Genomic DNA, 25411 nt, shown 5'->3' with positions numbered 1-25411 from the left:
TGCAGGAACGACCAATGCCAAGATGTCGTTTGTAATTAACTACTATGACGCCAGATCAGCTCCTTCTGTTTAAGTAGCGACACAACGCAAAATTCAATTATTACCGACCGAGGCTTGATATTTCTTTAGCGTAATTTTGGCACGCGGCCAGCGCAATCAATCCTCGGTCGCCGTCATCGGCGATGCCGATAATTCGTTGAGCATGCGCCGAGTCAAGTTCGGCTCTTGTGGAACCATGAACCATGCCGCCGGTGGCGGTGGTGGCAGGCATCGATCCGTTGCTGACGACGGTAGTGGCGTCGAGTAGGACTGACAGGCGCAGATCAGCAGTAGCAAGGCGGTCACGCAGGCGACCTTGATCACGTTGTGCATTGCTTAAGGCTCGGTAATGGTTTTGATCACTGGCCTGCAGCCGCTGCTCCAATGCCAGACGCTTGTCTTGCTCATCACGCTGCCGGGCAGCTGCGGCCAGCATCATCTGATTGAGGCTTTCGGCCTGCAGATGGGCTTGCTCGGCCAGTTGCTTGCCGTAGCGCCAATCCTGAACCTTCCAGACCGCCACGGCGACGCCACCGAGCAATGCGATCATGGCCAAACCAGCAGCGAGTAACCGGACATGGGCCGGGATCAGCTCGATCAGGCGCATAGGACCCTCCTCGCTCGCCCCCACAGCTCCAGGCGATCCGCCAAGCCGCTAAGGCCGCCGTTGATCTTGCGGACATTGAGGGCAGAAACAAAAACACCTGCCTGGCAGTAGATGTTGGCCAGCATGCGGGGCAGCTTTGGCTTTGTGAAAGACATAGAGGCTTTCCATTGAGACATGACTGAAATGGCCGCCTGGAGAATCACCAATTTCGCTGCGCAATTGTACTGCCTGGCGATGCGGGTGATGAGGTTGAAATCAGACTCGCCCCAAGCGATCCATACGCGGTACTTTGGCCTGAAACTGAAAGACGCCATGGATCCTCAGCACGTCTGGACGCATGCCAGCAAGCTGGGCATACCTGCGAAGAGATCACCAAGTGGGTTTATCGTCGTACTGGGGGAAGTCGTCAAACCGACAAAATAGAGGGAGGGTTGTGGAACGCTTGCCAAAGTTGCGGAACACATTGCAAATTTCAGCCAATAAAAAAGCCCGTAGATCGTTGATCTACGGGCTTTTCAGTTTGGAGGCCGAGGTCGGAATCGAACCGGCGTAGGCGGATTTGCAATCCGACAGGCAAAGCCTTGTATTTCCTGGGCTGCGCCGTGTTTCGCGTTCCATTACTAAGAAGATTTCGGTGCTCTACAGACCGCATTCTATAAGGGGGTGCCGCTCGAGTTATGGAACTGTTTTCACCCCCTCCTCCGGCGTTCTGCCGACCGAACATACCCCCACCCTCACCCTACATCTCGTCGCCTCAAATCGCGCACTGCCATCGCCTCGATTACTGTATGCACATACAGCAACAAAAGCATGTGAGGCAGTACCGTGCATATCGACGACACAGACGACTGGCTGGGCATCCCCACGCCTCTCGAAATAGCAACACAGCACGGAGAGCTGCTTGAGAACGAAATCCAGGAACTGACCATCCAACTGCGCGAAGCCAGGGAGAAGATATTCAAGCTTGTGAAACTGCTGGCAGAGACCGAGAAAGAGCGTGACGAAGCGCGGGCCAGACTTCGCGAGCGCGCTGGCGAAGCCGCCCGCCTACGCCGTGAGGTAGCAAACCTTAACGGAGCCTGCACGGCGAAAGATCGGACAAACGAGGATCTGCGGAAGCTCATACGGCCCGAGAATATAAAGCGCTTGCGATAGCTCTACCCAAGCTCGTCTGCAAAGATGGCGGCAGCTTCTTCGATCAGCTCCCTCCACTCGCCCTCATCTATTACGCCTCGCTCCAGCATGTCATCGGCAAGCTCGAGCCGGGCGTCATACCGATCCTCAGGCAACGCCTTGGCGAATTCCGGGTCATTGAAGAGCGCATACCACTTTTCCAGCTCTTCGATCTGCTTGATATCCAAAGCCATGATGACACCTACTACCGGGGTCTACAGTGTAGAAACCGGCTGCGGCCTGGCCGTTCACCTCCTCCGACGTGCGGAGACTGGAAATGTGCGGAAGAATCGCGCAGTACCGGTACATCGATGACTACTGCGATGTCCTCGGGCTCGATGGCAAATGGCTTTCGTCGATCGAAAACAAACCGCTGGCCCGGTACAACGTGGCCCCTACGACGTTGGTCGCACTACTGCACCAGACTAAAGACGGATTGCACGCCGACCTGGTGCGCTGGGGATGGCGCCCGCACTGGGCCAAGGATCGCGCACCGCCGATAAATGCCCGGGTCGAAAAGGTCGCCCATGGGCCCTTCTTCCGTGCAATTTGGCCGCGCCGAGCGATCACCCCTATCGACGGCTGGTTTGAGTGGGTCGACGAAGGCGAACCAAGGAAGCAGCCCTACTTCATCCGCCGCAAAGACGGCGCTCCATGCCTCTGTGCTTCCATTGGGCAGCTTTTGGATCCTGATGAGGGCTATGGCGAGCACGACGGGTTCGTGATCATCACCGCCGACGCCCAGGGCGGCATGGTCGACATTCACGATCGGCGGCCGGTGGTCTTGTCCCCGGACCTGGCCAGGGAATGGCTGGATCCGGCGACGTCATTGGAGCGCGCCGAACAGATGGTGCTGTATCAGTGTGAACCGTCTGAGACCTTCGAGTGGTTCAAAGTCGACCGCGCCGTGGGCAACTCGCGTAACCAGGGGTCTCATTTGATAGCCCCAATCAGCGCGTAAGCGCTCGAACATACGCCTGGCACGCCTGCAGGGCGATCAGCCCTCGGTCGCCGTCGTCGGTGATGGCAACAATTCGTTGAGCATGCGCTGGATCAAGTTGGGCGCTCGCGCTCCCACGAACCAATTATGAATACTTCTAGTACTAGAAACCCGACCAGCGGTCCTTTTCTCTCTGACTCACTTTTCTGGACGTTAGCTGCTTCACAATGTGCAGGCTAGAGGCTCTGCGTGCACCATGGTTGCCTAATTATTTATGAGCATCAAATATCTGCACCGCTCTTTATCTTACAACCTGCACCTATAAAACATTAAAACAATGAATAGACTCGATACTGAGTCAAGTATCTCATTCACAACAAACACTTAAGAAGGAACTTAACAATGGCCAAAACCAAATCGATACGGAACACAACACTCCTATCGCCCAACTGCTTCGTCGAATGCACATATGACGCATCTACAGATCAGGAAACTCAAAAAACCTTGGTCGTAATCTCTATCTTTGACCAGCACAAATACACCAAAGACCTAAAGGTAACGTCTCCAACTGGCGAACTAACAGACGTAAAGTATGTTGGCGTTTCAATCTCAGATGGCGCTACAGTGCGACTTATCCCTCAATCAGGGTATTTCAGCGTCGTATTTAATGGGACAGTCAGAGACGGCAATGACGACGCCGTAATATACGCCAATCAAATTATTGCAACCTTCTCTGTAACCTAATCTAACCTGAGCATACTTACGCCCCCAGCAATCTGAATTACTCTGGGGGCACTGCCTAAACAGTATAAGGCCAACTACGCATGCCCAATATGCAGCCCACTCCACAGCATATGAAATTTATAGCAGTCGAAAAATCTGTAGCAAAGATCACCAACATAGAAACAGCACTCGTCTAACATGCATCACTTTAGTCCTCAAAAATTCAGCCCCCTCACATACGCTTGGCACGCTGCCAGGGCGATCAGTCCCCGGTCGCCGTCGTCGGTGATTCCGACAATTCGTTGAGCATGCGCCGGGTCAAGTCGGGCGCGCGCGGCTCCATGAACCAGGCCGCCGGTGGCGGGGGTGGCAGGCAGGTTGCTGCAACTGGCTGTATCCGCGGCGTCGACAAGGACTGACAGCCGCAGGTCAGCAGTAGCAAGGCGATCGCGCAGGCGAGCTTGGTCTTTCTGAGCATTGGTCAGCTCCTGGTGGTGGGATTGGTCGGCGGTGGCCAGGCGCTGCTCGAGCGTCAGGCGCTTGGCCTGCTCGGCCTGCTGCTGGGCAGAGGCCGCGCTGCTGATGGCGGCCAGGTCATCCTGATGAAGCCGCCCCTGGTCGGCCAGTTTCTTGCCGTAGCGCCAGTCCTGCACCCTCCATGCTCCGCCCGCGCCGGCGGCGATCAGCAGACCGGCCAGGACCAGCATGCCGAGCAGCTTCTGCACCGGCGTCATGTCAGCGCCCGCCGCACGCCTTCGGCCAGCACCGCATCCGGGTAGGCATACCCTGCATTTTCGTGATGGATGATCGCCTTGACGAACCCGGCCATGACCGAGGCCTGGGCCAGGTCAATCTCCGCCCCCGGCCGAGTGCCGGTGTTTGCCTCTACGGCCCGCACGTAGGCAGCTGTGTCATTCTCTACCGCCGGCGCCCAGCGATTGATAATCGCCTTTACCGTCTTGAGCCCGTGCTTGCGCTGGTAGGTCAGCAGCAGCTTGCCCAGGGCGCGGATTCCGTTCTCTGGCGTATCGAAACGGGCGAACCGCTTCTCAAGCGCTGGGTTTGGTGGGAGCTGGCCCTGCCACTTGTTGGCCGGGTTGTAGTCGATGTTCCCGGGGTTGCGGTTGCGCACCCCGCGGGTTTCGGTGGTCGGCATACTTTTCTCCAGGCAATAAAAAGCCCGCTCAGTGGCGGGCTGTTTTCGTTTGGTTTGGGTCAGGTTGTTTCGTCGGCTACAAGCATCGGATCGGCAACAATCTCTGGAATGGGCGGCTCCACAGGCCACGCTGGTGAGTCATACCAGCCTTCCTTGGTGGTGACCTTGCCCAGGGCGAACTTGTAGGCCTTCCAGGCTTTCATGCTAACGATCAAGGTGGCTTGTTCAGCTTCATCCTCGGCCGTAGCCTCGCCAGCATCGATGCCATAACCGAGCGTTTCTACGCGGTCGGTTATGCGGTCGATCTGCGCCGCTGCTGTTGCATTTCGAGCGGAAAGCTCCGCCTTTGCCAGGGCCAGGCGATCGGCCGCGGCCTGAGCCTCTTTCTCGGCCCGGGTGATCAGCTTCGTCCAGTCGATAACACCCTGGCGGGCGGGCCATGGCTCCTGCTCGACTTCTGGCTGGTCGCTGGGCAGCGGCTGAGGCAACACCACGGGGCCGTCGGGCACATTGAGAAGCGGCAAAGGGAAAGCCTGGGCCTGGCTGTAGTTGTATGGCAGGGGCAATATCAACGTCAATGACAGCTCGCCGTCCTTCTTGTCGACATCGCCCATGAACCAGCCATCATTGAATGCGTTCATCGGCAGCGTGTCGCCATCGGACATCCTTGAGAAGTCGAAAACCTCGCCATTCAATGTCAGAATACTTCCATCGCGCACGACTGAAAGCGTGTCATCACGACGCTGAGGGAAAAGATTAACTCTCATTAGAACCACCTCCCATTGGCCAAGACTGTCATTGCTACAATCCCGGATCCGGTAGTACCGATCGGGGCCCCCAGCCAAAAAGTCATCGAAGAGGCGCCCGTTGCTCCCGCATAAATCAACCACGCGCCCCGACCAGCAACATCCGAATCCATCAAGTTTGTAGAAAGACGCGGGTTGGAGATGAACGTCGCCGGCGTTCCAGCGGTGAAGTTCGCATACCGATGGGTGCCCGCTGATGACCATGCCTGCGCCGGTGCAGAAATGGTCTGAGAAGTGATCATTAACCCGCTTGCGAATTTCCAAAACTCTCCAGTTCCATTACTGCCGTACTCAAAAATTGCACCCGTTGGGGTGCCGCCAGATTGACTGACGGCGCCAAGGATGTTGGCGCGCTTGTAGCTAACGAGATCGGCCGCGTAAAGCTCATCAAAGTTGCTGTTGATTTTGATGTTGGCGCTACGCGGCGTATCCCCGCCGACACCTGTAGGCGGTGTCCCTAATTGAATTACCTGCTTAGCCATTTACTACTCCCAAAAGAAAGCCCTCACGCAGAGGGCTCGGTTGAATGTGTGCCTGATTACAGGGGCCGCATTGGCCTGGCGGCAAAGGTGGTTCGTCCGTTCTTTGCAGTGCCGCCCTCAGAACTCACCATCGCACCTATGTAGCCATTGAGGGTTGAGCGCACACCAGCATGGAATCCACAAGGCGTTTCAAGCGTCGAGTTGCCGTTGTAGATCTTCCCGCCGATCAGGGTCGAAGCTAGGAAGTAGTCCGCATAGTCGCCAGTCCACGGCATCTGGCAGCCAGACCAGTAGACTCCTCCGACCTGCTCGCCACGATTATCGAGTGACCAGCCCTCATTGACAGGAAACCCTCTCATCGAAAGCAGGTTGTCGGCCCCGACAAAAATCACCTCGCCGGCTGCGTTTTTCAGCCTGATGTCATACTCGCTGGGCGGGCCAACAGAACGGAACGTCGCCACTAGCCACTTGCCGCTGCAGTCGGAACTGCTGAAGGGTGGCATCAGTTGCAGTTGAAAACGAAATCCAGTCCAGTTTCCCGAGCTGCCGAGGTTCTCCAGAGTGTGATACATGCCCTGGTTGTTCGGGTTCAAGAACACCATGGGCGGATCGGGCGTAGTGATCGGCGTTGGATAAGTGATGGTTGCTGAAGTGATAGTGCGCGAGACGCCAGGCGGCTTACCGATCACGTAGCTGCCACTGGCAGCGACCCCGAGAACCCTGTTCACGCTGTCGATCTGAAAAAAGTTCAGACCGTTACGCGACCTGAATCCGTAGTCCATGCCTCCCCCTTATTGATAAGTCAGGATGAAAACGTTCAAGGCGGTGCCAGCGCCGCGGCGAACCCTGAGCTGGCCGATAGACCAGAACACAGCAGGGAGCGCCGAGGAGCTGTTCGAAGCGTCTTGAAGCGTGACGCAAACGAACGAAGCCGCGGTGATCTCCGGCATATCGATGAAGCTGGTGAAGTCGCTGGTGATCGGCGGGACCGTGACCTTCTTGGTCACGATCGAGCGAATCCCCATGGTTGACGTGTTGAGCGTTTCAACGCCGGCGGCATTCCTTGTTCTGGCTCCATAAAACGCCATTACGAAAGCCTCCCCAGCCCTGCCCGCTCGATATGGTTCAGGTCGTAAACGAAGATGCCATTGTTGTTCAGCAACGTAGACCCTTCCGCCGACTGGCCACGAAGCGTCAACGTCCCTGCCGGTATGTTAATTTCCAGCAATGGCAAGCCTTCGCTGTTGAGTGCCGCTGACCTGAGCGTCATACCGAGTACCAGCTCCTTGATAAAGGCCTGGTTGATAAACGCCTGGTTGATGAAGACCTGACCGTCCTGGACAACAAACGGCACGGCAAGAGCGCCACCGCCCATGCCATTCACCACGGCGAAGCGATCCGCACTCACCAGGAACTGGCTCTGCAGGCCGGCCGGGCCGTTCTCGATGCCGAGCCCGATACCGGCGGCGACGTAGCGCCCCGCAGAATCGATCTGCATCTTCACCGACCACATCGTCGAGGCCTTGCCATCGAGCGCGACTTGCGCCTGGCTGACCTGCTGAATCGCGGCACTGTTCTGGCCCATCTGCACCTGGACTTCGTCCACACGCTTGCCGGTGGCCACGTCCCCCTCAATCACAGCCGATTGCACCGACCATACGCCAACGAAGCTTTCCGTCGAGCCGGCCAGATCCTCGGTGGAGCCCGCCATCGGCGGGTTCACCTGGGCAAACACGCCGTCGACCTTCTCGCTGATCGCCGACACCTCACCCGATACCACCTGGATGCGATTGTTGACCGACCCAGGTAAATCGGCCGGGCCATCGATCAGGTTGATTCGATCGCCCAGGTGCTGACCGAGGGCAGACTCACCGATCCGACCCTCGAAATACTCCTCATATTCGCTCTGGTCAGAACTGGCCTGGCCGTTGACGCCGACACCTGTCGGGTACCACGGCCCGACGTTACCGGTGCGGTCGACCAGACGCGTCCAGAAGAAGAACGATGCCCCCGCCAGGATGCCCTGCATTTCGTGCCGGGCCTGCGGATAGGCGAAGTCGCCCAGCTTGATCGCGTCTGCCAGCGACGTGGTCTTGCTGTACCAGATCTCGGTGCGCTGGGTGTCCTCGGCACCCACAGGGAAGCCCCAGTCCAGGCGGATGCCGTAGACCAGACTCGTCGCGGTCAGGAACGACACCGACGGCGGCAACCCCTCCTTGCCCTTGAGCTGGGTCAGGTTCGAGCTTTTCCAGATCGAGGAGATATCGAAGGCACTCACCGCCCGTACACGGGCCAGATAGGCGCCAGCGTAGATCCCGGTCACGTCGACGCTGGTCGCGCCAGTGCGCTGCACCTTGACCCAGTTCCCGCTGTCCTTACGCCACTCCACGTCGTAGGCCACCGCGCCATTCACGGCCGGCCAGGAGATGTTCATGGTGCTGACGGCGATGCCCTGGTCGACCGCGTAGTTCGAGGTCAGGGTTACGCTCGCCGGCGGCGGAACGACGGTGATCGGGATCACGCTGATCGGCCGCTCCTCCAGGCGCGCGCCGGTGTCGATGAATGCGAACTTGCCGGGCTCGTACTGCAGGGCGGAAATTTCGAAATCGCCCTCGGTGGTGCGTTTGGTGCTCAGCACCCGGTAAAGCGGAATTGCCAGATCGTCAGCATCCAGCGCCCACTGCAGCTGCGGCAAAGGCGGCTCGCTGTAGGCCGTGGTCACTGTTACAGCGCGCCCGGTGACGCTTTGCACGGTCCGGCCTTCGGCGCGGCCGCCCGGCAGGTTGATGATCAGACGATCGCCCGCCTTGGCCTGGGTGTCGCGGTCGAGCGTCACCACGCGCCCGGCCACTTCCGAGATACGGCCGCCAATTTGCCGGCCGGCCAGCAAAGAGTCCGCCACCGGGATGATGTGGCCAGGCAGCGGAATCACACCTTCCATACCGGTCTTGAAGCTGATGGTACGGTCCTGGTTGTTACTCAGGATCGCCCACTTCCCGCGGCGCTGGGCCTCAGAAGCACGGGTGCAGCCAATGGCCGCCAGCTCGGTGGGCTTGTCGCCGAAACGGCGCTGCAGCTCCAGGTCCGCGAACGGAATGACGTCGGTGTCGTAGTTGTTCGCCGGGTTGTCGTAGCTGACCAAGGCGCGGGTAAACCGGGTTTTGGCCGAGGCGCTGCCATATGCAAACTTCCCGTCGACGACGTTGGCCCGGGTGAAGACATAGTCGTAGTCCTGGGCGCGCGGCATGTCCGCCTGCATCACCAGCTGGCCCTGAGCCCAGTAGGTCATGCCTCGGTAGATGCCAGCGATATCGCGCAGCAGCGACCAGGCATCGGCCTTGCCCTGCAGGTTCATGTCGCAGAGAAAGCGCGGCTCCTGGCCGCCCAGGCCGTCCGGCACCAGTAGGTCGCAATACTGCGAGATCCGGTACAGCTCCCACTTGTCGACCATATACGGCTTGATGCGCTTGCCCAGGCCGAAGCGGTCCTCGGTGCAAATTCCGTAGGTTATCCACGCCGGATTGTTGGTCCAGGCCTGCTTCATGGTGCCGTCCCAGGTCCCGGTGTAGGTGCGGGCGACAGGGTCGTAGTTGCTCGGCACCATCCAGCGCCGCGCCTTGCACTTCACGGTGACCGCCGGGATGTTGGTGAACTGCTCGGCGTCGAACTCGATGTATAGCAGCGCAGTGTTCGGGTAGCGCAACTTGGCGTCGATCACCTCGGTCAGGCCGGCAATCAGCATGGTGTCAGCGACTTTGTTGCTGTTCTGATTGGACGTGAGGCGGCGCACGCGAATCAGCCAGCCGCTGGTGGCGGGTGGCAGATCGACCCGGCGGGACCGCTCGTAACGGGTGGTCGTCTTGCCGTCCACGGCCTCGAGCAGCACCTGCTGATAGGCCCCGCCATCGGTGGCCACGTCAATCGCATACTCGATGCGGTAGCCGCCGACGTTGCCTTCGTTGTCCTGGCGCTGCAGCGCCGGCCAGGCGAAACGAACGCGCGCGGCCGACAGCTGGGTGTTGGTGATCGAGCGCACCCACGGGGTATCGCTGCGCAGCTCAATGTTCAGGGTGGTCTCGTTCTCGACCGAGGGGATGCCCGGGATGTACGACTGATCAACGGAGCCCGAGCGCCAGTCCCATTTCACGTTCGGGAAGTTGATATTCCCGCTCGCATCCTTGATCGGTGTGTTGTCCAGGTAAATGTCGTAGTCAGTCGGGATGCTGTCGAATTCCCCCTCGCCCACGGCGATCAGCATCTTGGCCAGGTTGGTCGAGCGCAGGCTGTCGTTGGCCTCGGTGGGCGACTTTGGCTTGCTGCTACCGCCCTTCTCGCCGTGGATATCGATCTGTGCTGCTGCGCCCATGCTTTCCTCCAGGCATAAAAAACCCGCCGAAGCGGGTTGATGCACTGCTAATTACTTTTTATGAAAATTTCGACTTGTCTTGACTCAACTCGATAATAATTTGCTATCGCCTCTCTTCCATCATTAAGGTCCAAAGCCATGGAGTTCTTAATATTCGCGGTTTGAGGCGCTTTATGACCAGAGCCGAAATAGCCTTCAATTTTATAAATATCTGGTTCCGACAGAGATCGATTACACAGATTGAGGAGGTCCGTCGCGTGTGATCCAAACCCCCTCCCTTCGCTGAATTTGAAAACCCAACTCTGGAAAACACTTTGGTTTTTTATCTGCCGCAGATCATTCCATTGATTGACTTTACCCAGCCAGAACCCTGAGTCATCGGAAAAGAGCAAATACGCAATAGTATCGATTGAAACCTCAGGTATAGGTTTGCACTCATATTCCCAAGTTTCTTCAAATTTATTTTCTACTTTTACGAAGTGAACGATTTTGCTCATTACCTTTGGCCCACCCAGTTAAAGATTCGGATGATGGCATAAGGCCAATGAAAATTCAGGTTTTGTCTTCGGCGTAAATTGATGCGGAAATGATCATCCCGCCCCAGCGCCGTTCACCGATGCAGATCGGAACCGGGTTGCCGCTGGCGGTGGTGTTCTTGGCGCTGCCGAAGGCATAGGACGGGGCGTTTTCGGGGGATGCGCTCTGCTTGAGGCCCGAGGCCTGCGGGCTGAGCATCTGGATGACGCCTCCGGCGACGAGGGCAATGCCCACCGGTGCCAGAGCCTGGAATCCAGGGATGAACGATGCAGCAATGAGCACGGCCCCGACAATTGTCTGAAGCAAGCCTGCTCGCTTGCTACCCGAGATCACCGGAACAATCCGAATTTCCTCGGTGCCACCCAGGGCGAATTCCTTCTCCGTGACATTCTTCCGGTTGCGAAAGATCGCAAACCGCATGCCTCGGCGCTCCAGATCTTTGATTGCCACATCGAAGCCTTCGAGCGTGCACTTCAGGGCCTTGAACGCCTCGCCGACCGACTTGCTTCCAAGCTCTCGGCGGTGGACCCGACCAAACAACTTGATCAGTGGTCCAGACAGAAGGATGGTGGTCATCGTTTGATGACTGCAATTGATCACTGACACGGTTTCCTCCGGGCATGAAAAAGCCGCCCGGAGGCGGCTAGGTGTACGTCATTTCGTTTTACAGGCAGCTTCTCACTGCCTGCTCCATATCGCCCCGCCCATAACCAGGGGCCCAGGCCATGCGCTGGTACAGCTTTACAGCGCTGCCCTTGGACGTCTTACGTATACTCAGCAGTTCGTCGGTCATGTTGCTGCTGGCCGCGATCAGGCGATACCCGTGCTCAGTCTCCGACATCGATACATCGCTACGGGCGTCTTGCCAGCGAGGTAATACGCATAGGGCATACCGCTTGGGGTCTTTCGCGGTGCTGGCCGAGATGCTGGGGTCTTTCGACTCAAGGTCGCCGGGCGATACACACCCAGCCAGCAAAGCCACCGCTACCGCTCCTACGAAAAATCTCATGCAGTTCACTCCTGTGGAAAGGCCTGCAATGTAGCACTGGGTGTCAGAAACGAAAGAGCCCAGCGGGTTAGCTGGGCTTTGCTAGCTGGATTCAACTTATTATTTAGCAATCGTCTTGAGTTTGTGCACTAGCCAAGCAGCATCTCCACCAGCGCTGATGCTGTCGTAGAACATCGTCGTGTCGCAGTAGAAGACGTTTATCTCATTCATCACCGCAGTGATAGCTTGAAGCATCTCCTTGACTAAAGCTCTACTGACTCCGCCCAATGGCTGCGCCTCTCGATCATAGAAATACTGCTGATCCTGATGCGCTATGCGCTTATTTCGGTGATCCCTCGCATGCTCTGCCTTTATCAAGGCCTCGTCGCAGAGGTCTAATACACGGCCACGTAGCGCGCCATCTGCAATCAAGTCGGGCAAACAGCGTATGGAAAGGTTTTTGTTTTTTCCAGTCTGCGCAGGGTCGGTCAGCTTTGACACTCCCAGAAGCACGCTGTCCCATAGCCCATCTTGCACAACCATGAAGAAAAGCCCAGCCGTTTTGTTCAACAGGTGAACGGTTTCCTCGCTCTCACCGAAAAGCTGAGTGTATTGCTCCCATACAAGATGCAACTCAAGCACTCGCTGATTGAGGTGCCCAAACGCCTGACCGAGTGGCTCGCCCATAGTTTCGATATAGTGCGCCAGTATTTCTTCACTGCTTCTGGTAGTCACGAGGCCTCCAAGCCCGATGGTGTGACGAACACGATAACTCGAGCTTTTCCACCCATCCAACCTGGAGGGAAAGCCGGTAACGCCCCTCTTCCCAGGCTCCTGCACCTGCCAGCCAAATCGTGCTGGTAGTTCTAAGGTGGGGAGAAACGAAAAAGCCCAGCGCGGGGCTGGGCTTTCTCTACAGGTCAGGTTAGTCCGGTACGCGCCTGAGCACGTGACCAATCATGTGATCACCCAAGTTCACTGCCCAGCTACTTTCTAATGCTGCTAAATAGCCTAAACGCTTCCCTGTCGGATCAAAGAGCGCGCCATCTCTGATTTGAAAAGCACCCTCCCCCGGTCTCTTCTCTTCACCTACGCCGTCGACGATATATCCGAGTGCACCACCAGGACCGCGACTCTCGTGCACGCTCCAGCGACCTTTCTCATACGACTTGTTCGACATAAACCCTCCTTGCGATGTGCTGATCCATTTTGCGCAAAGCATGCCTCATTGGAGAGGTAGAGCCAATCATTAACGCGATGCCTGTCCACCATCCAACATGGATGAAAAGCCAGTAACGCCCCTCTCCCGCCGGATAGTAGCCTCCTGCGTTCAGCTCGTATTGCAAGGAAGCAAGATGTCGTCATTGCTATTTTATTCGGACGCCCAAGAAGTAATCATCGCAACAGATACGCTTTTACATTATCCCGATGGGGCAGCTCCCGGGTATTCGAGTAAAGCTATTGCTATCCCTCACCTCAGAATGATTGTTGCTGGCACCGGTTCGGCTGCTCTTTTCAATCGCTGGATCGGCCTTGTGAATGAACAGGGTTTTGCCCTCGATGTAGATGCGGTCGATGCTCATGCTCCCAAGCCCCTTCAATCCCTCTGGCAAGAATTGAACAACCAGTTCCCCTCCCTCCGTGACCAGACAGCAACGATCTATCATTTCGGTTTTTCCGAAAAGACTGGAAAAATTCATGGTTATAGCTACCGATCAAAGTCGAACTTCGCGTCCGAATGGTTGGCATATGGCCTTGGGGTAAAACCACCACTTGCTGACAATGCCGACATAGACTTGAGCTCGTTCCCGGATTGCGCAGTAGAAATCATGCAAGCCCAGGAAATGCAGGAAAATCAAAAAGCCGTAGACCGTGTGTATATTGGTGGCTCTGTACAGATCAATCACCTGACCAGAAGCGGATTTTCAATTTACTCGCTTGGCGAATTGGCCCGAGCATCAAGATGACGCAATATTAGACGTGTGCGCTGTGCCCAGGGCCCGCCGAAAACGATGATTTCGCTTGGTCGGCCATACAGGTGATGCAGCAGGAAAGGCCCAGGGCCGAACACCTCAGCAGCTTCCTCCGGCAACTCAGGATCCGGGCCGAGGTAAATCCCAGCGTGGTTCGGGTGCGCCGTGCGCCCCACGGACATGACGATCATGTCGCCACGTTGCGGCTTGTCGACCTGCACGAATCCCGCCGCTTCATAGGCCTGCTCGTAGAGGCTCGGCCCGGCCGGGTCTTCCCACCAGCCATCAGCGCGCTGGAAGGCTTCGAACTCCAACCCCCACTCTCGCTTGTACCAGTCCGCGCAGACCTGCCAGCAGTCCCAGGCGCCGTGAACGAATGATCGCTTGAGCAGCGGCGTGCTGCCCGCCGGCGCGATGGTGCGCAGATCCCCTTCAGGCCAGCTCAGGATGTGCCAGGGCAGCGCTGTGGCTTCGCACATGGCCAGGTCGCGCGGCGACGGCCGGCTGGTGGCGTCTGGGTGCGAATGCACGATGCCGATCACCTCGCCCTGGTCCTCGGCCGCGGCGTATTCCTCCGGATCCAGCCGGAACTCCTCGTTTGGCTCGGTGGAGATGTTGCGGCACGGGAAGTACTGTTGCTTGCGCCCAACGGCCAACAGCAGGCCGCAGCACTCTTTCGGATACTCGGCCGCCGCGTGCGCCTGGATCGCGCTCAGGATGTGTTTGCGCATGGTCAACTCCGGGCAATGATGGAAATAGCGGGGAAACCACCGAAAGACAGCTCGTTGCCCTCGCCAAAGCGCGGGATGCACCCCCGGCCCAGGGTGGCATCGCACTCATCCTTTTCCGGATCGTTCGTGGGCAGGCCGTCCTTGTCGACATAGCCGCCGGTGTAACCGCAGTTCGGCCCGCGGTACCCGCCAGTGAGGCACCAGTGGCAAAGCGTGGTCGCCTGCCTGCCGATGGACTCACCGCCAACGTCGCCCGGGCTGGCCAGCTCCCAGTTGACCGTTTCCCCGTCCTCGTTGGTCTTCTGGTCGATGTACCAGACCTCGATCGTTTCCTGGGTGGGGTCGGCCGTTGGGTTGCCGACCGGGAAATTCTGCGCGTCCAGGTAGCTGCCCAGCGTGTGCCGCATGGTCAGCTTGAACTCAAGCAGGTCGTCGAAGGCCAAGCATAGGGCTGTGATGCGACCGTTGACGTTGCCGACCGATAGCGTCGGGCGTACCGCGGTGCCGTCGCCGTTGGCCTCGATGCCGTCGATCTGCATGGGCCAGGCGCCGTACTCGTTGCCCTGCCACCAGATGGACTTTGCCGGCAGTTGGTCGGCGTTTGGCCCTGCTGCCAGCAGCTCCTCGGGCGAGTGTGGGATCGCATGCCCGTGGAAGCGCAATACGTCCGCCCCATAGTCCGATCCGTCCAATTCGAAGAGCAGTACTTCGCTACCAGGCTCAAGCGCCTGGATATCACTGATCAGCGGCATGATTGCCCCTTATGGATGAAAGGCCCGGTTGAACGTGGCCGTGATCTTGAAGACCCCGCCCCCGACCGGGGTGGGAACAGGATTGACGCAGGTGAACAGGCCCAGCTCACCGAGCGGAGTAGTCCAGAGGAAGGCCTTCGCGCCGGCGTGCCGATCGTAGAAGGCCATGATTTCAAGCACCCGGGCCTTCGAACCGGTGTAGGTGACCGGGTAGGAGTCTTCCTTGTTGTTCGGCCCGTCGCCGGCGGTTTGCTTGTAGCCGTCACCGAACTGCGCGGTTCGCACCCGATAGGTGATCTCGGGTGCGTCCCCGTTCTGCGTTGGCCAAGTGAATGTCTCGATTGCCATCAGGCCCTCCCGTTTGTGTTCCTGAAACTGGTACCGCCGGCGCGCCACGAATCCGCCACAGCCTTTTCAGCGACTGCTTTCATCTGGGCTTGAAGGCTTTGTTGAAGAGCTTGCTGGTCGAGCTGCATACCCTCCCCGCTGCGGTCCTGCGTGACGATGCTCACCGGCGCGTTGATCTGGATGTTTGGCCCGCCGTTACCACTCATAGCCGCTATTCCAACCCCGCCTCCAGAGCTCAGGGGCGTAACGCTGCCTCCATTTGCCCCGGTCATCAGGAATGACCGACCGCCCTCGTTGTACAGCTCCGGTCCCAGTTCGTTGACCTCGTACAGAGAGTTGGGCGCGACAGGACCGCCAGCGGCTCGATATCCAGAGAAATCGACCCCGGTATAACCAGCCTGTGTACTACCAGCCGAGGTCGCCCCAGCGCCGCTACCACTACCGGTGAAATAACTGGTTGCTGCCCCTACCAAGCTGCCCAGCAACGCTGAGCTGGCCTGGCGGGTTGCAATCCGTGCCATATCCGCCAGCACCGACTTGGTGAAGTCGGAAAACGAGAACTTCCCGGTCATGGCGAAGTTGACGACCGAGTCCTCCATGGAGCTGAAGGCGTTGGTGAACAAGCTTTTCGTCTGGTCAGCAATGTCGCGAGCCGACTCCAGGTAGTTCTGCCAGGCCGATGTAGCGCCGGCGCTCCAGCTACCCTGGGCAGCGGTCATCTCGTCGTAGTTGGAGATCGCCGTTTCCTGCAGGTCCCGTTGAGTCTTGTCCAGGGCCGCCAGTTTCTGGTTGTACTCGTCGAGGCTCATGCCACGGGAGCCGTCGCCATACTGGTCGGCCAAGGTCAGACGCTGCTGGTTGATGCGGTCGTCGATGCCGTTCTGTTGGTCGGTCAGCCCGCGCTGCCGATCACCCTGCCCAAGACCGGCGGCCGCACGCTGCCCCTGCCGGCGCAAAGTGTCGACTTGCTGCTGCAGGGCTCCGGTGTAGGTGCTGACAGCCAGGGCCTGCTTCTTGAGCCTGCCCTCTTCGTTCGCGGCCAACACAGCCAGTTCCGAGTCGGCATCCTTCTGTGCCTTGACCATCGCTGCGCGGGCGTCGGCGATCTTCTGGTCCAGCTGGATGCGCTGGGCCGCCGAGGTGCCGGCCTTTCCCTTGGTCGCTTCGAGCGCCGAGATCTCCGCCTCGTAAGCCGCGATGACCTCATCGCGCTCGTTGCCGATCATTGCCTGACGCTTGAGCAGGTAATCCGCCTGGGAGACCAGGCCGGCCTTCTGCGCCGCTTCCAGCTCCTTCTGGGCGTTCTTGTACTCGGAGAGAATGCCAGTGAGGGCGTTTTTCGAGTTGTTGAAGCTGGTCAGGTCGACGGAGCCAGTTGCTGACTTTGGATCCTTGTTCTGATCGTCGATTGCCTTGCGCAACTTGTCGTAGGCACCGCCGGAGAACCTCTTTCCATCGAACTGCACACCATCAAGGGTCGCCGACTTTTGCCCTGTCTTTTCGGCATTTTGGTAAAGCTTGGTGAACTGGTCGTCAAGCTTCTTGTAGGCCTCTTGGCGCTTAGCCAGCGGGTTCAAGTTATCGAGCTGCTTATCCAGTTCCTTCTGGACCGCAATCAACTCCTTGTTCGCATGAGTTGTCTCACCGGTGGAAGCGGTAAGCCCTTCACTCGCAGCCTGGCGCGCCTTGAGCGAAGCCAGTTTTGCCTCCAATGCCGGCGTCGAGTCGTCGTTCTCGCCATCGTTCAGCCCCAGGAAGGAATTGAGCGAGCTGAGCCCGTTCGATACCGCGCCAGCAACGCCGCCACCTTTCCGGGTGTCCAGTACCCGCTGGGTGATTTCGATCTGCTTGGCCAAGTCAGGAAAGACTTCGGATCGGACCGCAGCATAAGCCCCCTTGATCGCGACTTTGATGTCATCCCAGTCACGCTCGATATCAGATAGGGAGGCCCGGTAAGCCTTCAGGCGCTCCTGGGCCGACTGGTTCAGGTTCTCACTGAGGGTGTCCAGGGCGCGCTGATGATCTCCTTGCTCGTCGATCGCCTTGATGACCTGGTACTGCTCGTAGGTCAGCAGGCCATACTGGTCGCTGATCTTCGACGCGGCTTCTGTAGCGGTGTCCCCGGCATTGGCCAGCGATTTCGCGATGTCGCCAGCGCCCTTCCCCGTCACCTCGCCGATGGCTGCTGCAGCTTGTGCCAGGTTCTGCATTTGGGTGCCGCTGGTGGCAGCACCAGACGCCAGGGCAATGACGGCCTCCCGCGCGCCTGACAAGTTGCCAGTAAGCGCGCCTGCCGACTCGCTCATGGACTTGAGGCTGCCGATAGTCTGGCCTGCATCATTCGAGCCGCCATTGATCGCGGCGTTGAACTCGCGCGCCTGCTTCATCGCATCGAAGTAGGCGTAGGCCACCCCCCCGATCACGCCAGTCAAGGCGCCCGCGGGAAGCAGCAGCGCGGCCATGCTCTTTGCCGAAGCCCCAGCCCCTACCCCTAATTGCGCTATCGCCCGCGCGCCGCTACCAAAGTCGCCAGAGGCCAAAGCGTTGCCCAGCTGGGTAACGTTTTCCTGAGCCTGACGGGTACCGAGCTTCAGTTTGTCGAAAGCCGTCTCTGTGGTCGTAAGCGCGGAACGGTCCTTGCCGATCTTGGCCAGCGCCTCGTTGTAGCGGTTCGCATCGATCACACCCGCCTTATGCGCAGCCTCCAGCGCCTTCTCCTGGGCCTCGAGCTTGGCCAACTTCGCGGTGACCGGATCAATGTTGTTGACCGTGCGCTTCAGCGCTTCGATCTGGCGATTTTCAGCCTCGATCAGCCGCTGTTTCTGAGCCATCTCCTTGGCTTCGGCTTTCTCGATCCGCTCATACGCCTTGCCGAGCCGATCCTGATAGGACTCCTGCTGCTCGATGGTGACGAGACCACCCTTTCGGGCGCGCTCCAGCAAACCTTCAGCCTGAATCAGCTGCTCAATGCTGCCGATGTTGCCGGACATTGCCTTGTCGAGTTGGCTGATGATCGCGATTTCGCTGGCAGCGCTTGCACCAGCCTTGCGGCTGGCATTGACTTGACGCTCTTTGGCGCCCGTGGCTTTGTCGATACCCTGAGCGGCCTCAGTCTCGGCCTGGCTGATCTTCTTGCTGGTGTTGGCCAGGCCTTCGCCCGACTTACCGAGATCATCAATGGCTTTCTCAGCATCAACTGCCGAATCCACCAGCTTGTCGAGATCATCAGCCGCTTTGGAGGCAGACGAGGAATTCACCTCGATACCGAGGGACGCGAAGGTAGTGCTCATTTACTGTCCCTCTGCTCCGCCATCACCCGCAGGGCTTCGGCTTCCATGACGCGGATATCTGGAAAGACGTCGACGACTTCCGACCGGGTAAGCCCGAGGAAGCCGGCGACATGGCGAATTGACGTGTAATCGAGTCCGGTAGCGCCGCACGCGCCTGTACGCCACTGGGTGTACATGGCCTCGAAGACCCTGAAGGACTGCCAGACATCAGGCCAGACCTCACAGACTTCATCGGGTATGTCACGAAGAGAAAGGCCGAAGGCCGCCAGCGATTCGACTGACGGCCCCGGCTCGTACAGCTTGCGGGAGACGCTTAGGAGTTTCCCAGGCGTGCGTTACTGAAGGCATCGGAATAAGCAGCCAGTACCACGCTAGGAGTGGCGGCGATGGATTTGACCAGGATGCGTAGGTTCTCGTCGGTGAACTCTTCGGCGATATCCCAGCCGGCGACGATCGCCTTCAACTGCTCGACCTGCAGATCGATTAGCAAAGCAGTGAACTGCTCAATGCCGGTCTCTTCCGCTTTTTCTTTGAGGGCTTTATGACGCTCACCCCACTCTGCATAGAGGCCGGCCAATTCGGTTCGATCGCGATACTTGAACTCGAACTCGACGCCTACCGGATCGCCGCCGACTGTTGGCAGCATCACGACGTGATTGAAGGTTGGGTTCCGGGCGAGTGTGAACTTTGCCATGTGCCTTCCTTACGCCGAGGCGCTATAACGAGTTGGGCGACCGGTCAGCGCGATGCTGATCACGCGAGTCATCAAGTTGTTGCGCGACATGGTCGGGGTCGAAGTGATCGAGACGTAGCCGTTGTAGATGATGCGGCTGCCGCCTGGCAGGTTTAGGCGCAGAACACGGGCCTGCTTGTCGTCGTCCGCCGCCTCGCAGACATCAACATAAGGCTGCGACGGATCATCGGCGACCGTGATTGTGAGCGTGATCGGGTTCTTGGTGGTCGGCATCTGGCGGTCATCATCGTCAGCCAGGAAGCCGAAGGTGAGAAACTGCTGATCGCCGCCGCTCGATCCGAGCTCGGTAATTTTCGAGATCTCGGTGAAGGTCATCACCTCTCGTGCGCTACCGACGCCCGAACCGGCCGGATACTGCTGAATGTTGGTGGTGTTCACGCCGTCCAGCGCAAAAGTGCCGCTGGCAATCTCACCCACTTGCACAGCGCGGCCGTCCAGGCGCGTCCAGCCTGAACTGACGGCGATGATGTCGCCTTCGGCCAGTCCGTGCGCCGCGGCCGTGGCCACTGCCGGGTTTGCATTAGTCAGGGCAGTGAATGGGATTGCAACGCCATAGGCGGAAGCAATTTCGAACGTTGCGCCGTTGGGCATTTGAATGCCGGCCATGGGTTCTTCCTCTCTCAGAAATGACAAAACCCGCTCAATGGCGGGTTCTGGGTGCGCCCAATGGGCGGGTTAGTTGGTGTCGGCCCGGTACATGAACGAGACCGGTACGGTGTAGGTCGTGTCGTCGGAAATACCTGGCCCCTGATCGACTGGCGACATGGTCACCACGGTCAGCGCGCCCCTCGTATTGCGCTCATACAGCGGGAACAATTCGGTGATCTGATCAGCAATTGCGCCAGCGGCGCCACGGTATTTGCCCGATGGCGTCACAATGCTGACCTGAAACACGCCGGTGTACAGCTTGTGATCGCCTGCAAGCGTGTTGCTCGCGGTGTCGCCCGGCAGAGTGAAAGCTCGCAGGTAGGTGGCACCGCTTCCGGGCTCATAGGCCTCGTTCTCGACGACGACCTTGATGGGTGTCGGCAAAGCCTTCGCCCAGGCGATCAGCCGGGCTTCGTAGATCGAAGCGATGATGTTGTGGCTCATACCTGATTGTTCCTGATGGCTTCGTCGACGATCTGCTGAAACCGCGCGAGCGTGATGCGCACCATGCCGCCCGGTGCCTGTTTGGAATGGCCGTACTCGAGCGGCACCGCATATGGCAGGTTGTTCACGATGTAGGCCGTTTGCCCTATCGTCAGTTGCTCGACCTGAAGCCTGAGCTTCGCCAGCGTGACGCCGCCGGCCGGATCGACCTGATCAAGCTCACCTTCAGCCGGCGCCCCGATCGAGAATTGCCAGTTACCGCGGAATCGGCCGCCGACGTAATCCTTACCGGCAACCAGTCCATTCACGTTGAAGTTCTGGTCGCGCTCGGTCTTTGTCAGCGGCTTGGCGTACTTCACGCCGCGCTTCAGTTTGCCGGCCTTGCTGAAGTTGTTCTCCTCAAGATTTATGAGGGTGTTGCGGACGGCGACCTTGAAATCGTAGTGATCAGCGGCACGGGTGTTGGTAGCGCGATACGCGACGTTCGCAGCCCAGATCTCGGGGTTGCCCACGGGTGACATCCGAATAACGCTACTGCCAATCTCGATCACGATTTCGCGGAAGGTGGCGTCGAGCCCGGCTTGGGCCTGCTCGGCAAACTGGCGAATATTCTCGGCAAAGCTTCCGTTGAGGCCCGTGTATTTACTCACGTCAGATCCTCAACTGGATGGTCCAAGTGGCACTTGCAGGATCCTGAGCGACGTTGAGCGCGCGCTTGCCGCCAATGATGTCGCCAATTTTTGGAGTGGCAGCCTCTGCTGTTGGCTCTCCCATCACGGTGATGAATAGCTCGTTTTGGAGTACCAGCAGCTTTTCGTCGGTCGTCTGGATCAAGGAGCCGTCGATTTCTTTGGCCAGGTAGCTGCCGAAGACTCCACGGCCGCCGTAGGTGGTGGTCACCTCGGGCGCACCGCCCAGGTCGGGGTCATACTCGCCTGCAACCTTGCGCACACCTGTCACTGGCTTCACCGCATCGGCAAGGCCATCAGGATCATCGAACGCTTCCGCCATTTCGGCCTGAATCTCTTTGCGCATGCCCATGATCAAGTCCTTTTTAGCATCATTACGGCGGAGCGCTTGAGCCACGGATCGAGCAGCGCCAGAGCGAAATTCACACCCGCTGACTGATCGGTAGAGCCCGCCACGTAGGTCTTGCTCACTGACGTGCCGGACTGAGCCGATACGGTCTTGCTCTGCACTTCCTTCTGCGTGGACGTGTACAGCTTGCCCGCCGCCGCCTCTTTGGCGACCTGAGCGCCGGCTGTTTTGATCTCAGTCGGAACCGGATCTTGAACAGCCCGCTTAATCTTGGTCGTGAGCCAGGCATTGGCCATGGTCACGGCAAGGACCGGATCACCGGTGCCGGCCCAGCCAGAACCGAGCTGGGCGTCAACATCGGCGACGGTGATGAAGTCAGTCATGTGCTTGTCCTTATTCCGCCGGCACCAAGGCCTGCAGGTCTTCTTTCTTGGCGGTCGAATCGAAGGTGATGCCCTTTTCGGTCAGCCATTCTTTCAGCTGGGGAACCTTCATTTTCAGAGGGTCGGTTTCCGGGGAATCCTGCTCATTGCCGTCGGATACTTTGATGCCAGCCGATTGGTAGGCATCGACGATATCCGGGGCATCGCCATCGACGACTACCTCGGTAGCGGAGCCGATGACACCGAAGAATTCGCTCAACAGGCGGTAGCAGACGCCGCGCTCATTGCCCGGCTTTTCCGTGTAGATCACTTTCATGAGTCACCTCAAAAGCATCCCGGCGCCATACGGGCGCCAGGTTGTGTGGGCCGAGTTACGGCGTGGTGGTACCGCTGATCACGGCGGCGAATGGAACCTGCTTGCGGCTGAACACACGCTGCCAGTTGGCGGCAGCGGCGTACTGGGTCGCGGTCGGGCTGAGGTTCTGAGCCTCGGAACCCTTCCAGCTGAAGCCGGCAGGTTGGAGGATGTAAGTCTTCCGCTCCCACAGCACTTCCGCACCGCCGCCGTTGCCGCCGCCCGGCTTACGCTCCAGCTCGACTGGCACCTTCGGAGCGCCTTCGCCGTAACCGAAAGCACCTTGGCCGAAGAACACAGACAGGTATTTGCCAGCGCCATAGACCAGACCGTCATCCATGAACACCGGTTTACCCAGGTAGGTGGCCAGGATGATCTTGCCGTCGGAGTCGCGCAGGTACTCGATCAGGTCTTGCTTGACCATCTGGTTCATCACGACCGAGTGCACGCCGATCGCGCCGAACTGATCAGCAGCATCGCCCGCCGTGAACGCGGCGTCTTGGAAGGCATTGGCGTTGATGGTCGCGCCCGCGTCGATAACCATGTCACCGCCGTTATTGGCAATGTTCGAGGCGATGATGCCGCGAGCGGCGCCGAGGGTGTAGCGCTGCCACTGGCGGGTCCAGTAGGTGCCGAAGCGGTTGCGGATCTGCTGCTGTGGTTCGGTGTTGGCCAGTTCCGCAGTCAGATCGGTTACGCCGTAGCCTTTGTTGAGGTACAGGACGCGGGCACGCATGCTGTCCTGCTCGACCTTGCCGACTTCACCCTGGTCGTTCGGGTCATCGTTGCTGATGTTCGGAGCTTCATCAGCGTTGAGATCTTGCCAGTAGCTGATCTCCGCGGTGCCCTGACTACCGGAGGCGATCGCGTCCAGCACAGGCGAGCGAGTCACAATGCCCGACTCGTAAACAGCGGTCTTTTCCGGGCTGTTAACCGGTGCCAGCGAGGCGTAGTAGTCGCCGACGAAGATGTCGGTCAGTTGGGTAGTAGCCATGGATTAGGTTCCTTTGGTGGCCTGGAGTTTTTTGAATGCGTCGGGGTTGTCCCGGGCCAGCGCGGCGCGCTCCTGCTCGGTGTACTCGCCCCATTTCTTCGTGGCCTTGCCACCGTTGTCGCCGATCTGCCCGGCGCCCTGAGCCCTTGGCCACAGGTGTGTTGCTGTTTCACGCAGCGATTCCGCCCATTCGAGCGGCGACAGCGGTGTTTTACCGTCCTTCCCGTAAACGACCTCGCCGTTACGATCGGTGGCAATCGCCTCTCCGTCTTCACTGAGCTTGAAAGTGCCCCGGGCGCGCAAGATGATGTCCTCGGCAGCCTCGGGAAGCGCGCCGGCCTTGATGGCGGCAGCGCGGATGGAGTCGGCCAGTACTTTGTCGCTGTACTTGGCAGCGAAGGCTTCGGCCTTGTCGGCACGCTCGTTGGCGGCCTTGATTTGCTTCTCGGAATCGGTACGCAGGCGCTCGGTGCGACGGTTGATCACTTCGTCGAGCTTGCCCTCTGCAATCAGCTTCGTTTCTTCGTCCTGACCGACCTTGGCGAGCAAGCCTTTCACCGCGTCGATATCCAGGCCTTCAAACTGACCTTTCAGCTTGTCCAGTTCGGTTTTGATGGTCCGATTGGAACCCAGCAATTCCTGATTCTTGGACTTGAGCCCATTTACTTCCTTGTCCAGATACTCCTGAACCTTTCCGCCGAGCGCCTCCTGGAGGGCTGCGGTCTGAGTTGCGTCGAGGGTGAGTCCAGCGGCGGCCGGGTCAAATTCAAATGGCATGGGTATCCCCTGGGGATTAGTTGGCCCGCCTAACGGGCATAAAAAAGCCCCGACGTAGTCGAGGCAAAGTGTTTATGGATGGGCCATAGATGTGCCGATTCGTTGCGATACAACGACCAGAAACGTTGTCAAAACTCTAACTACACTCCCTTGGTAGCCATTCTGGCTCAAGCAGGGAGATAAGCATGAAAATCATCACAAAAGGATTCGTGGTACTTGTCGGCTCATCAGCTCTTATTGGCTGTGCCGGCATCGATCTAGGAACTGAAGGGCTCACCTACTACGACCCAGTGCCTTACTTGCTGGTGTCAAACAAAGCAGACTGTTCGCAAAGCGTAACCGCAGTCACACTGCCTGGAGAAAAACGTTCTTTGAAATTCAAAAGCGGACTCGGGTCAGCCAAACTGAACGTCGCTTTAGCAAACGGAATGATCACGAGTATCGGGCAAGAAACCGACACTAAAATTCCTGAAACGATAGCGGCGTTAATTCCCTTGACTGCTGATAAGTCGATTTCAAGCAAGTGCATCGAACAATCCACTCTTTTTGAAAGCAAAACCTTGAAGTTTCCATTCGTGCTTCCCAAGCCAACGCCCGACAATAGCTCTGCCGCTACTGTGGATAAATGAGCTGTAAGCCTCGCCAAACGAGGTAATCAGCGAATTGTGTTCTACTCGGCGCATACGGCGGTGGTCGCATGCGTCGCCCGGGATTGCCGCGGCGCAGGAGTGTCCGCCGTCCGTTTGGCTCCGTGCAGTGCGTCGGCTCTTCGATCTCAAAGCCCTGCTCGGCGGCGTACAGCTCAACCGCCAGCCGAACCTGACCCCATTCCAGCTCAAAGGGTATGAACGTTTCGGAAAGCGTCTGATACTCAATCCTGCAGTAACGCCTGGGCCAGGCCATCGCCTGGTCAGGATGGGCCTTCCTGCCCTTCCAGTCGCGGCTGTTGATGTTGGCAGCCGCTCGCAACAGCAGATCGACCTGCTCATCCACGGCCTCAGGTATCCGAAACCCGTAGTAGTCGCGGTAGAAGGTCAGCTTTTCCAGCGGCACAAAGCTGTTGGCGTCAGACCTACCCTGCCCGTCCTCAACGATGATCTGCATCGG

33 protein-coding genes and 2 pseudogenes are annotated in these 25411 nt (G+C 58.5%); 4 read left to right on the top strand and 31 right to left on the bottom strand.

Annotated features, from left to right (window positions below; translation table 11 throughout):
* Positions 1-100: 100 nt before the first annotated feature.
* Both BLV20_RS01030 and BLV20_RS30765 read right to left on the bottom strand, forming a co-directional pair.
* Complete coding sequence (locus tag BLV20_RS01030; protein ID WP_092295710.1) at positions 101-646, bottom strand: lysis system spanin subunit; 546 nt, start codon at positions 644-646, stop codon at positions 101-103.
* A pseudogene (locus BLV20_RS30765) lies at positions 637-717 on the bottom strand (glycoside hydrolase family 19 protein); the annotation flags it as partial. The pseudogene BLV20_RS30765 and the gene BLV20_RS01030, both read right to left, overlap by 10 nt.
* A gap of 754 nt (positions 718-1471) precedes the next feature.
* Here BLV20_RS30765 and BLV20_RS01020 point away from each other — a divergent pair.
* The gene (locus tag BLV20_RS01020) at positions 1472-1801 is read left to right on the top strand and encodes a hypothetical protein (protein ID WP_092295704.1); all 330 of its coding nucleotides are present in this window, start codon (positions 1472-1474) and stop codon (positions 1799-1801) included.
* A gap of 2 nt (positions 1802-1803) precedes the next feature.
* Here the strand turns inward: BLV20_RS01020 and BLV20_RS01015 are convergent, their stop codons facing one another.
* Positions 1804-2013: a hypothetical protein gene (locus BLV20_RS01015; RefSeq protein WP_092295701.1), complete on the bottom strand. Its 210-nt coding sequence runs from the start codon at positions 2011-2013 to the stop codon at positions 1804-1806.
* 83 nt (positions 2014-2096) lie between these two features.
* Between BLV20_RS01015 and BLV20_RS01010 the strand changes: the two genes are divergently transcribed.
* Positions 2097-2780, top strand: coding sequence for an SOS response-associated peptidase family protein (locus BLV20_RS01010; RefSeq protein ID WP_092295698.1), 684 nt, complete (start codon positions 2097-2099; stop codon positions 2778-2780).
* Here the strand turns inward: BLV20_RS01010 and BLV20_RS31640 are convergent.
* The 13 genes and pseudogenes from BLV20_RS31640 to BLV20_RS30750 all read right to left on the bottom strand — a co-directional run.
* A pseudogene (locus tag BLV20_RS31640) lies at positions 2770-2895 on the bottom strand (lysis protein); the annotation flags it as partial. The gene BLV20_RS01010 and the pseudogene BLV20_RS31640 sit on opposite strands and share 11 nt — an antisense overlap.
* A gap of 802 nt (positions 2896-3697) precedes the next feature.
* Positions 3698-4216: a lysis system i-spanin subunit Rz gene (locus BLV20_RS01000; protein ID WP_092295695.1), complete on the bottom strand. Its 519-nt coding sequence runs from the start codon at positions 4214-4216 to the stop codon at positions 3698-3700.
* Complete coding sequence (locus BLV20_RS00995) at positions 4213-4638, bottom strand: structural protein (RefSeq protein WP_092295692.1); 426 nt, start codon at positions 4636-4638, stop codon at positions 4213-4215. The genes BLV20_RS01000 and BLV20_RS00995 overlap by 4 nt, the downstream gene beginning before the upstream one ends.
* 59 nt (positions 4639-4697) lie before the next feature.
* The gene (locus BLV20_RS31635; protein WP_256577643.1) at positions 4698-5057 is read right to left on the bottom strand and encodes a phage tail protein; all 360 of its coding nucleotides are present in this window, start codon (positions 5055-5057) and stop codon (positions 4698-4700) included.
* A gap of 347 nt (positions 5058-5404) precedes the next feature.
* Positions 5405-5926, bottom strand: coding sequence for a hypothetical protein (locus BLV20_RS31295; RefSeq protein ID WP_175540115.1), 522 nt, complete (start codon positions 5924-5926; stop codon positions 5405-5407).
* 56 nt (positions 5927-5982) lie between these two features.
* Positions 5983-6708, bottom strand: coding sequence for a hypothetical protein (locus BLV20_RS00980; RefSeq protein ID WP_092295686.1), 726 nt, complete (start codon positions 6706-6708; stop codon positions 5983-5985).
* Positions 6709-6717: 9 nt separating this feature from the next.
* Positions 6718-7014 (bottom strand): hypothetical protein, encoded by a 297-nt coding sequence (locus tag BLV20_RS00975; RefSeq protein ID WP_092295683.1) that lies wholly within the window; start codon positions 7012-7014, stop codon positions 6718-6720.
* Positions 7014-10292 carry a TipJ family phage tail tip protein gene (locus tag BLV20_RS00970; RefSeq protein ID WP_092295680.1) on the bottom strand — a complete coding sequence of 1093 codons (3279 nt, stop codon included), beginning with the start codon at positions 10290-10292 and terminating at the stop codon, positions 7014-7016. The genes BLV20_RS00975 and BLV20_RS00970 overlap by 1 nt, the downstream gene beginning before the upstream one ends.
* A 47-nt stretch (positions 10293-10339) precedes the next feature.
* A complete protein-coding gene (locus BLV20_RS30755) occupies positions 10340-10789 on the bottom strand; it encodes a hypothetical protein (protein ID WP_139192652.1) in 450 nt (149 codons plus the stop codon).
* Between the two features lie 55 nt (positions 10790-10844).
* Positions 10845-11405 (bottom strand): tail assembly protein, encoded by a 561-nt coding sequence (locus BLV20_RS00965; RefSeq protein ID WP_092295677.1) that lies wholly within the window; start codon positions 11403-11405, stop codon positions 10845-10847.
* An 88-nt stretch (positions 11406-11493) separates the two neighbouring features.
* On the bottom strand, positions 11494-11838 hold the full coding sequence (locus BLV20_RS00960) for a hypothetical protein (protein WP_092295674.1): 345 nt from the start codon (positions 11836-11838) through the stop codon (positions 11494-11496).
* 99 nt (positions 11839-11937) lie between these two features.
* Positions 11938-12552, bottom strand: coding sequence for an AbiU2 domain-containing protein (locus BLV20_RS00955; RefSeq protein WP_092295671.1), 615 nt, complete (start codon positions 12550-12552; stop codon positions 11938-11940).
* 190 nt (positions 12553-12742) lie between these two features.
* The gene (locus BLV20_RS30750) at positions 12743-12997 is read right to left on the bottom strand and encodes a hypothetical protein (RefSeq protein WP_139192651.1); all 255 of its coding nucleotides are present in this window, start codon (positions 12995-12997) and stop codon (positions 12743-12745) included.
* A gap of 175 nt (positions 12998-13172) precedes the next feature.
* Between BLV20_RS30750 and BLV20_RS30745 the strand changes: the two genes are divergently transcribed.
* Positions 13173-13784, top strand: coding sequence for a hypothetical protein (locus BLV20_RS30745; RefSeq protein WP_139192650.1), 612 nt, complete (start codon positions 13173-13175; stop codon positions 13782-13784).
* Here BLV20_RS30745 and BLV20_RS00945 read toward each other — a convergent pair.
* The 14 genes from BLV20_RS00945 to BLV20_RS00880 form a co-directional block, all read right to left on the bottom strand.
* Entirely contained in the window at positions 13748-14521 is a 774-nt protein-coding gene (locus BLV20_RS00945; RefSeq protein WP_092295664.1) for a C40 family peptidase, read from the bottom strand. The two genes, BLV20_RS30745 and BLV20_RS00945, sit on opposite strands and share 37 nt — an antisense overlap.
* Positions 14522-14523: 2 nt before the next feature.
* On the bottom strand, positions 14524-15273 hold the full coding sequence (locus tag BLV20_RS00940) for a phage minor tail protein L (RefSeq protein WP_092295661.1): 750 nt from the start codon (positions 15271-15273) through the stop codon (positions 14524-14526).
* Between the two features lie 9 nt (positions 15274-15282).
* On the bottom strand, positions 15283-15621 hold the full coding sequence (locus BLV20_RS00935) for a phage tail protein (protein ID WP_092295657.1): 339 nt from the start codon (positions 15619-15621) through the stop codon (positions 15283-15285).
* Positions 15621-18911, bottom strand: a complete 3291-nt coding sequence (locus tag BLV20_RS00930) for a phage tail tape measure protein (protein ID WP_092295654.1) — start codon at positions 18909-18911, stop codon at positions 15621-15623. The genes BLV20_RS00935 and BLV20_RS00930 overlap by 1 nt, the downstream gene beginning before the upstream one ends.
* On the bottom strand, positions 18908-19180 hold the full coding sequence (locus tag BLV20_RS00925; protein WP_092295650.1) for a DUF1799 domain-containing protein: 273 nt from the start codon (positions 19178-19180) through the stop codon (positions 18908-18910). Before BLV20_RS00925 ends, BLV20_RS00930 begins: the two co-directional genes overlap by 4 nt.
* A 44-nt stretch (positions 19181-19224) precedes the next feature.
* Positions 19225-19605 carry a phage tail assembly chaperone gene (locus BLV20_RS00920; protein WP_092295647.1) on the bottom strand — a complete coding sequence of 127 codons (381 nt, stop codon included), beginning with the start codon at positions 19603-19605 and terminating at the stop codon, positions 19225-19227.
* 9 nt (positions 19606-19614) lie between these two features.
* Positions 19615-20271, bottom strand: a complete 657-nt coding sequence (locus BLV20_RS00915; RefSeq protein WP_092295644.1) for a phage tail protein — start codon at positions 20269-20271, stop codon at positions 19615-19617.
* 69 nt (positions 20272-20340) lie between these two features.
* A complete protein-coding gene (locus BLV20_RS00910) occupies positions 20341-20757 on the bottom strand; it encodes a phage tail terminator-like protein (RefSeq protein WP_092295641.1) in 417 nt (138 codons plus the stop codon).
* The gene (locus tag BLV20_RS00905; protein ID WP_092295638.1) at positions 20754-21407 is read right to left on the bottom strand and encodes a hypothetical protein; all 654 of its coding nucleotides are present in this window, start codon (positions 21405-21407) and stop codon (positions 20754-20756) included. Before BLV20_RS00905 ends, BLV20_RS00910 begins: the two co-directional genes overlap by 4 nt.
* 1 nt (position 21408) lies before the next feature.
* Positions 21409-21798, bottom strand: a complete 390-nt coding sequence (locus tag BLV20_RS00900) for a hypothetical protein (RefSeq protein WP_092295635.1) — start codon at positions 21796-21798, stop codon at positions 21409-21411.
* Positions 21799-21800: 2 nt separating this feature from the next.
* Complete coding sequence (locus BLV20_RS00895; protein ID WP_092295632.1) at positions 21801-22178, bottom strand: hypothetical protein; 378 nt, start codon at positions 22176-22178, stop codon at positions 21801-21803.
* Between the two features lie 10 nt (positions 22179-22188).
* The gene (locus BLV20_RS00890; protein ID WP_092295629.1) at positions 22189-22494 is read right to left on the bottom strand and encodes a HeH/LEM domain-containing protein; all 306 of its coding nucleotides are present in this window, start codon (positions 22492-22494) and stop codon (positions 22189-22191) included.
* Positions 22495-22549: 55 nt separating this feature from the next.
* A complete protein-coding gene (locus tag BLV20_RS00885; RefSeq protein WP_092295626.1) occupies positions 22550-23527 on the bottom strand; it encodes a major capsid protein in 978 nt (325 codons plus the stop codon).
* A 3-nt stretch (positions 23528-23530) separates the two neighbouring features.
* Positions 23531-24304 carry a hypothetical protein gene (locus BLV20_RS00880; protein ID WP_092295623.1) on the bottom strand — a complete coding sequence of 258 codons (774 nt, stop codon included), beginning with the start codon at positions 24302-24304 and terminating at the stop codon, positions 23531-23533.
* Between the two features lie 185 nt (positions 24305-24489).
* Here BLV20_RS00880 and BLV20_RS30740 point away from each other — a divergent pair, with 185 nt between their 5' ends.
* Positions 24490-24933 (top strand): hypothetical protein, encoded by a 444-nt coding sequence (locus tag BLV20_RS30740; protein WP_139192649.1) that lies wholly within the window; start codon positions 24490-24492, stop codon positions 24931-24933.
* On the opposite strand, the gene BLV20_RS00875 is transcribed toward BLV20_RS30740, so the two are convergent.
* Positions 24917-25408, bottom strand: coding sequence for a DnaT-like ssDNA-binding protein (locus tag BLV20_RS00875; protein ID WP_092295620.1), 492 nt, complete (start codon positions 25406-25408; stop codon positions 24917-24919). The genes BLV20_RS30740 and BLV20_RS00875 overlap by 17 nt on opposite strands.
* Positions 25409-25411 lie beyond the last annotated feature (3 nt).

This window comes from Pseudomonas sp. NFIX28, assembly GCF_900107395.1.
In the GTDB taxonomy this organism is placed as follows: domain Bacteria; phylum Pseudomonadota; class Gammaproteobacteria; order Pseudomonadales; family Pseudomonadaceae; genus Aquipseudomonas.
This window is presented reverse-complemented; position numbering and strand designations above follow the sequence as displayed.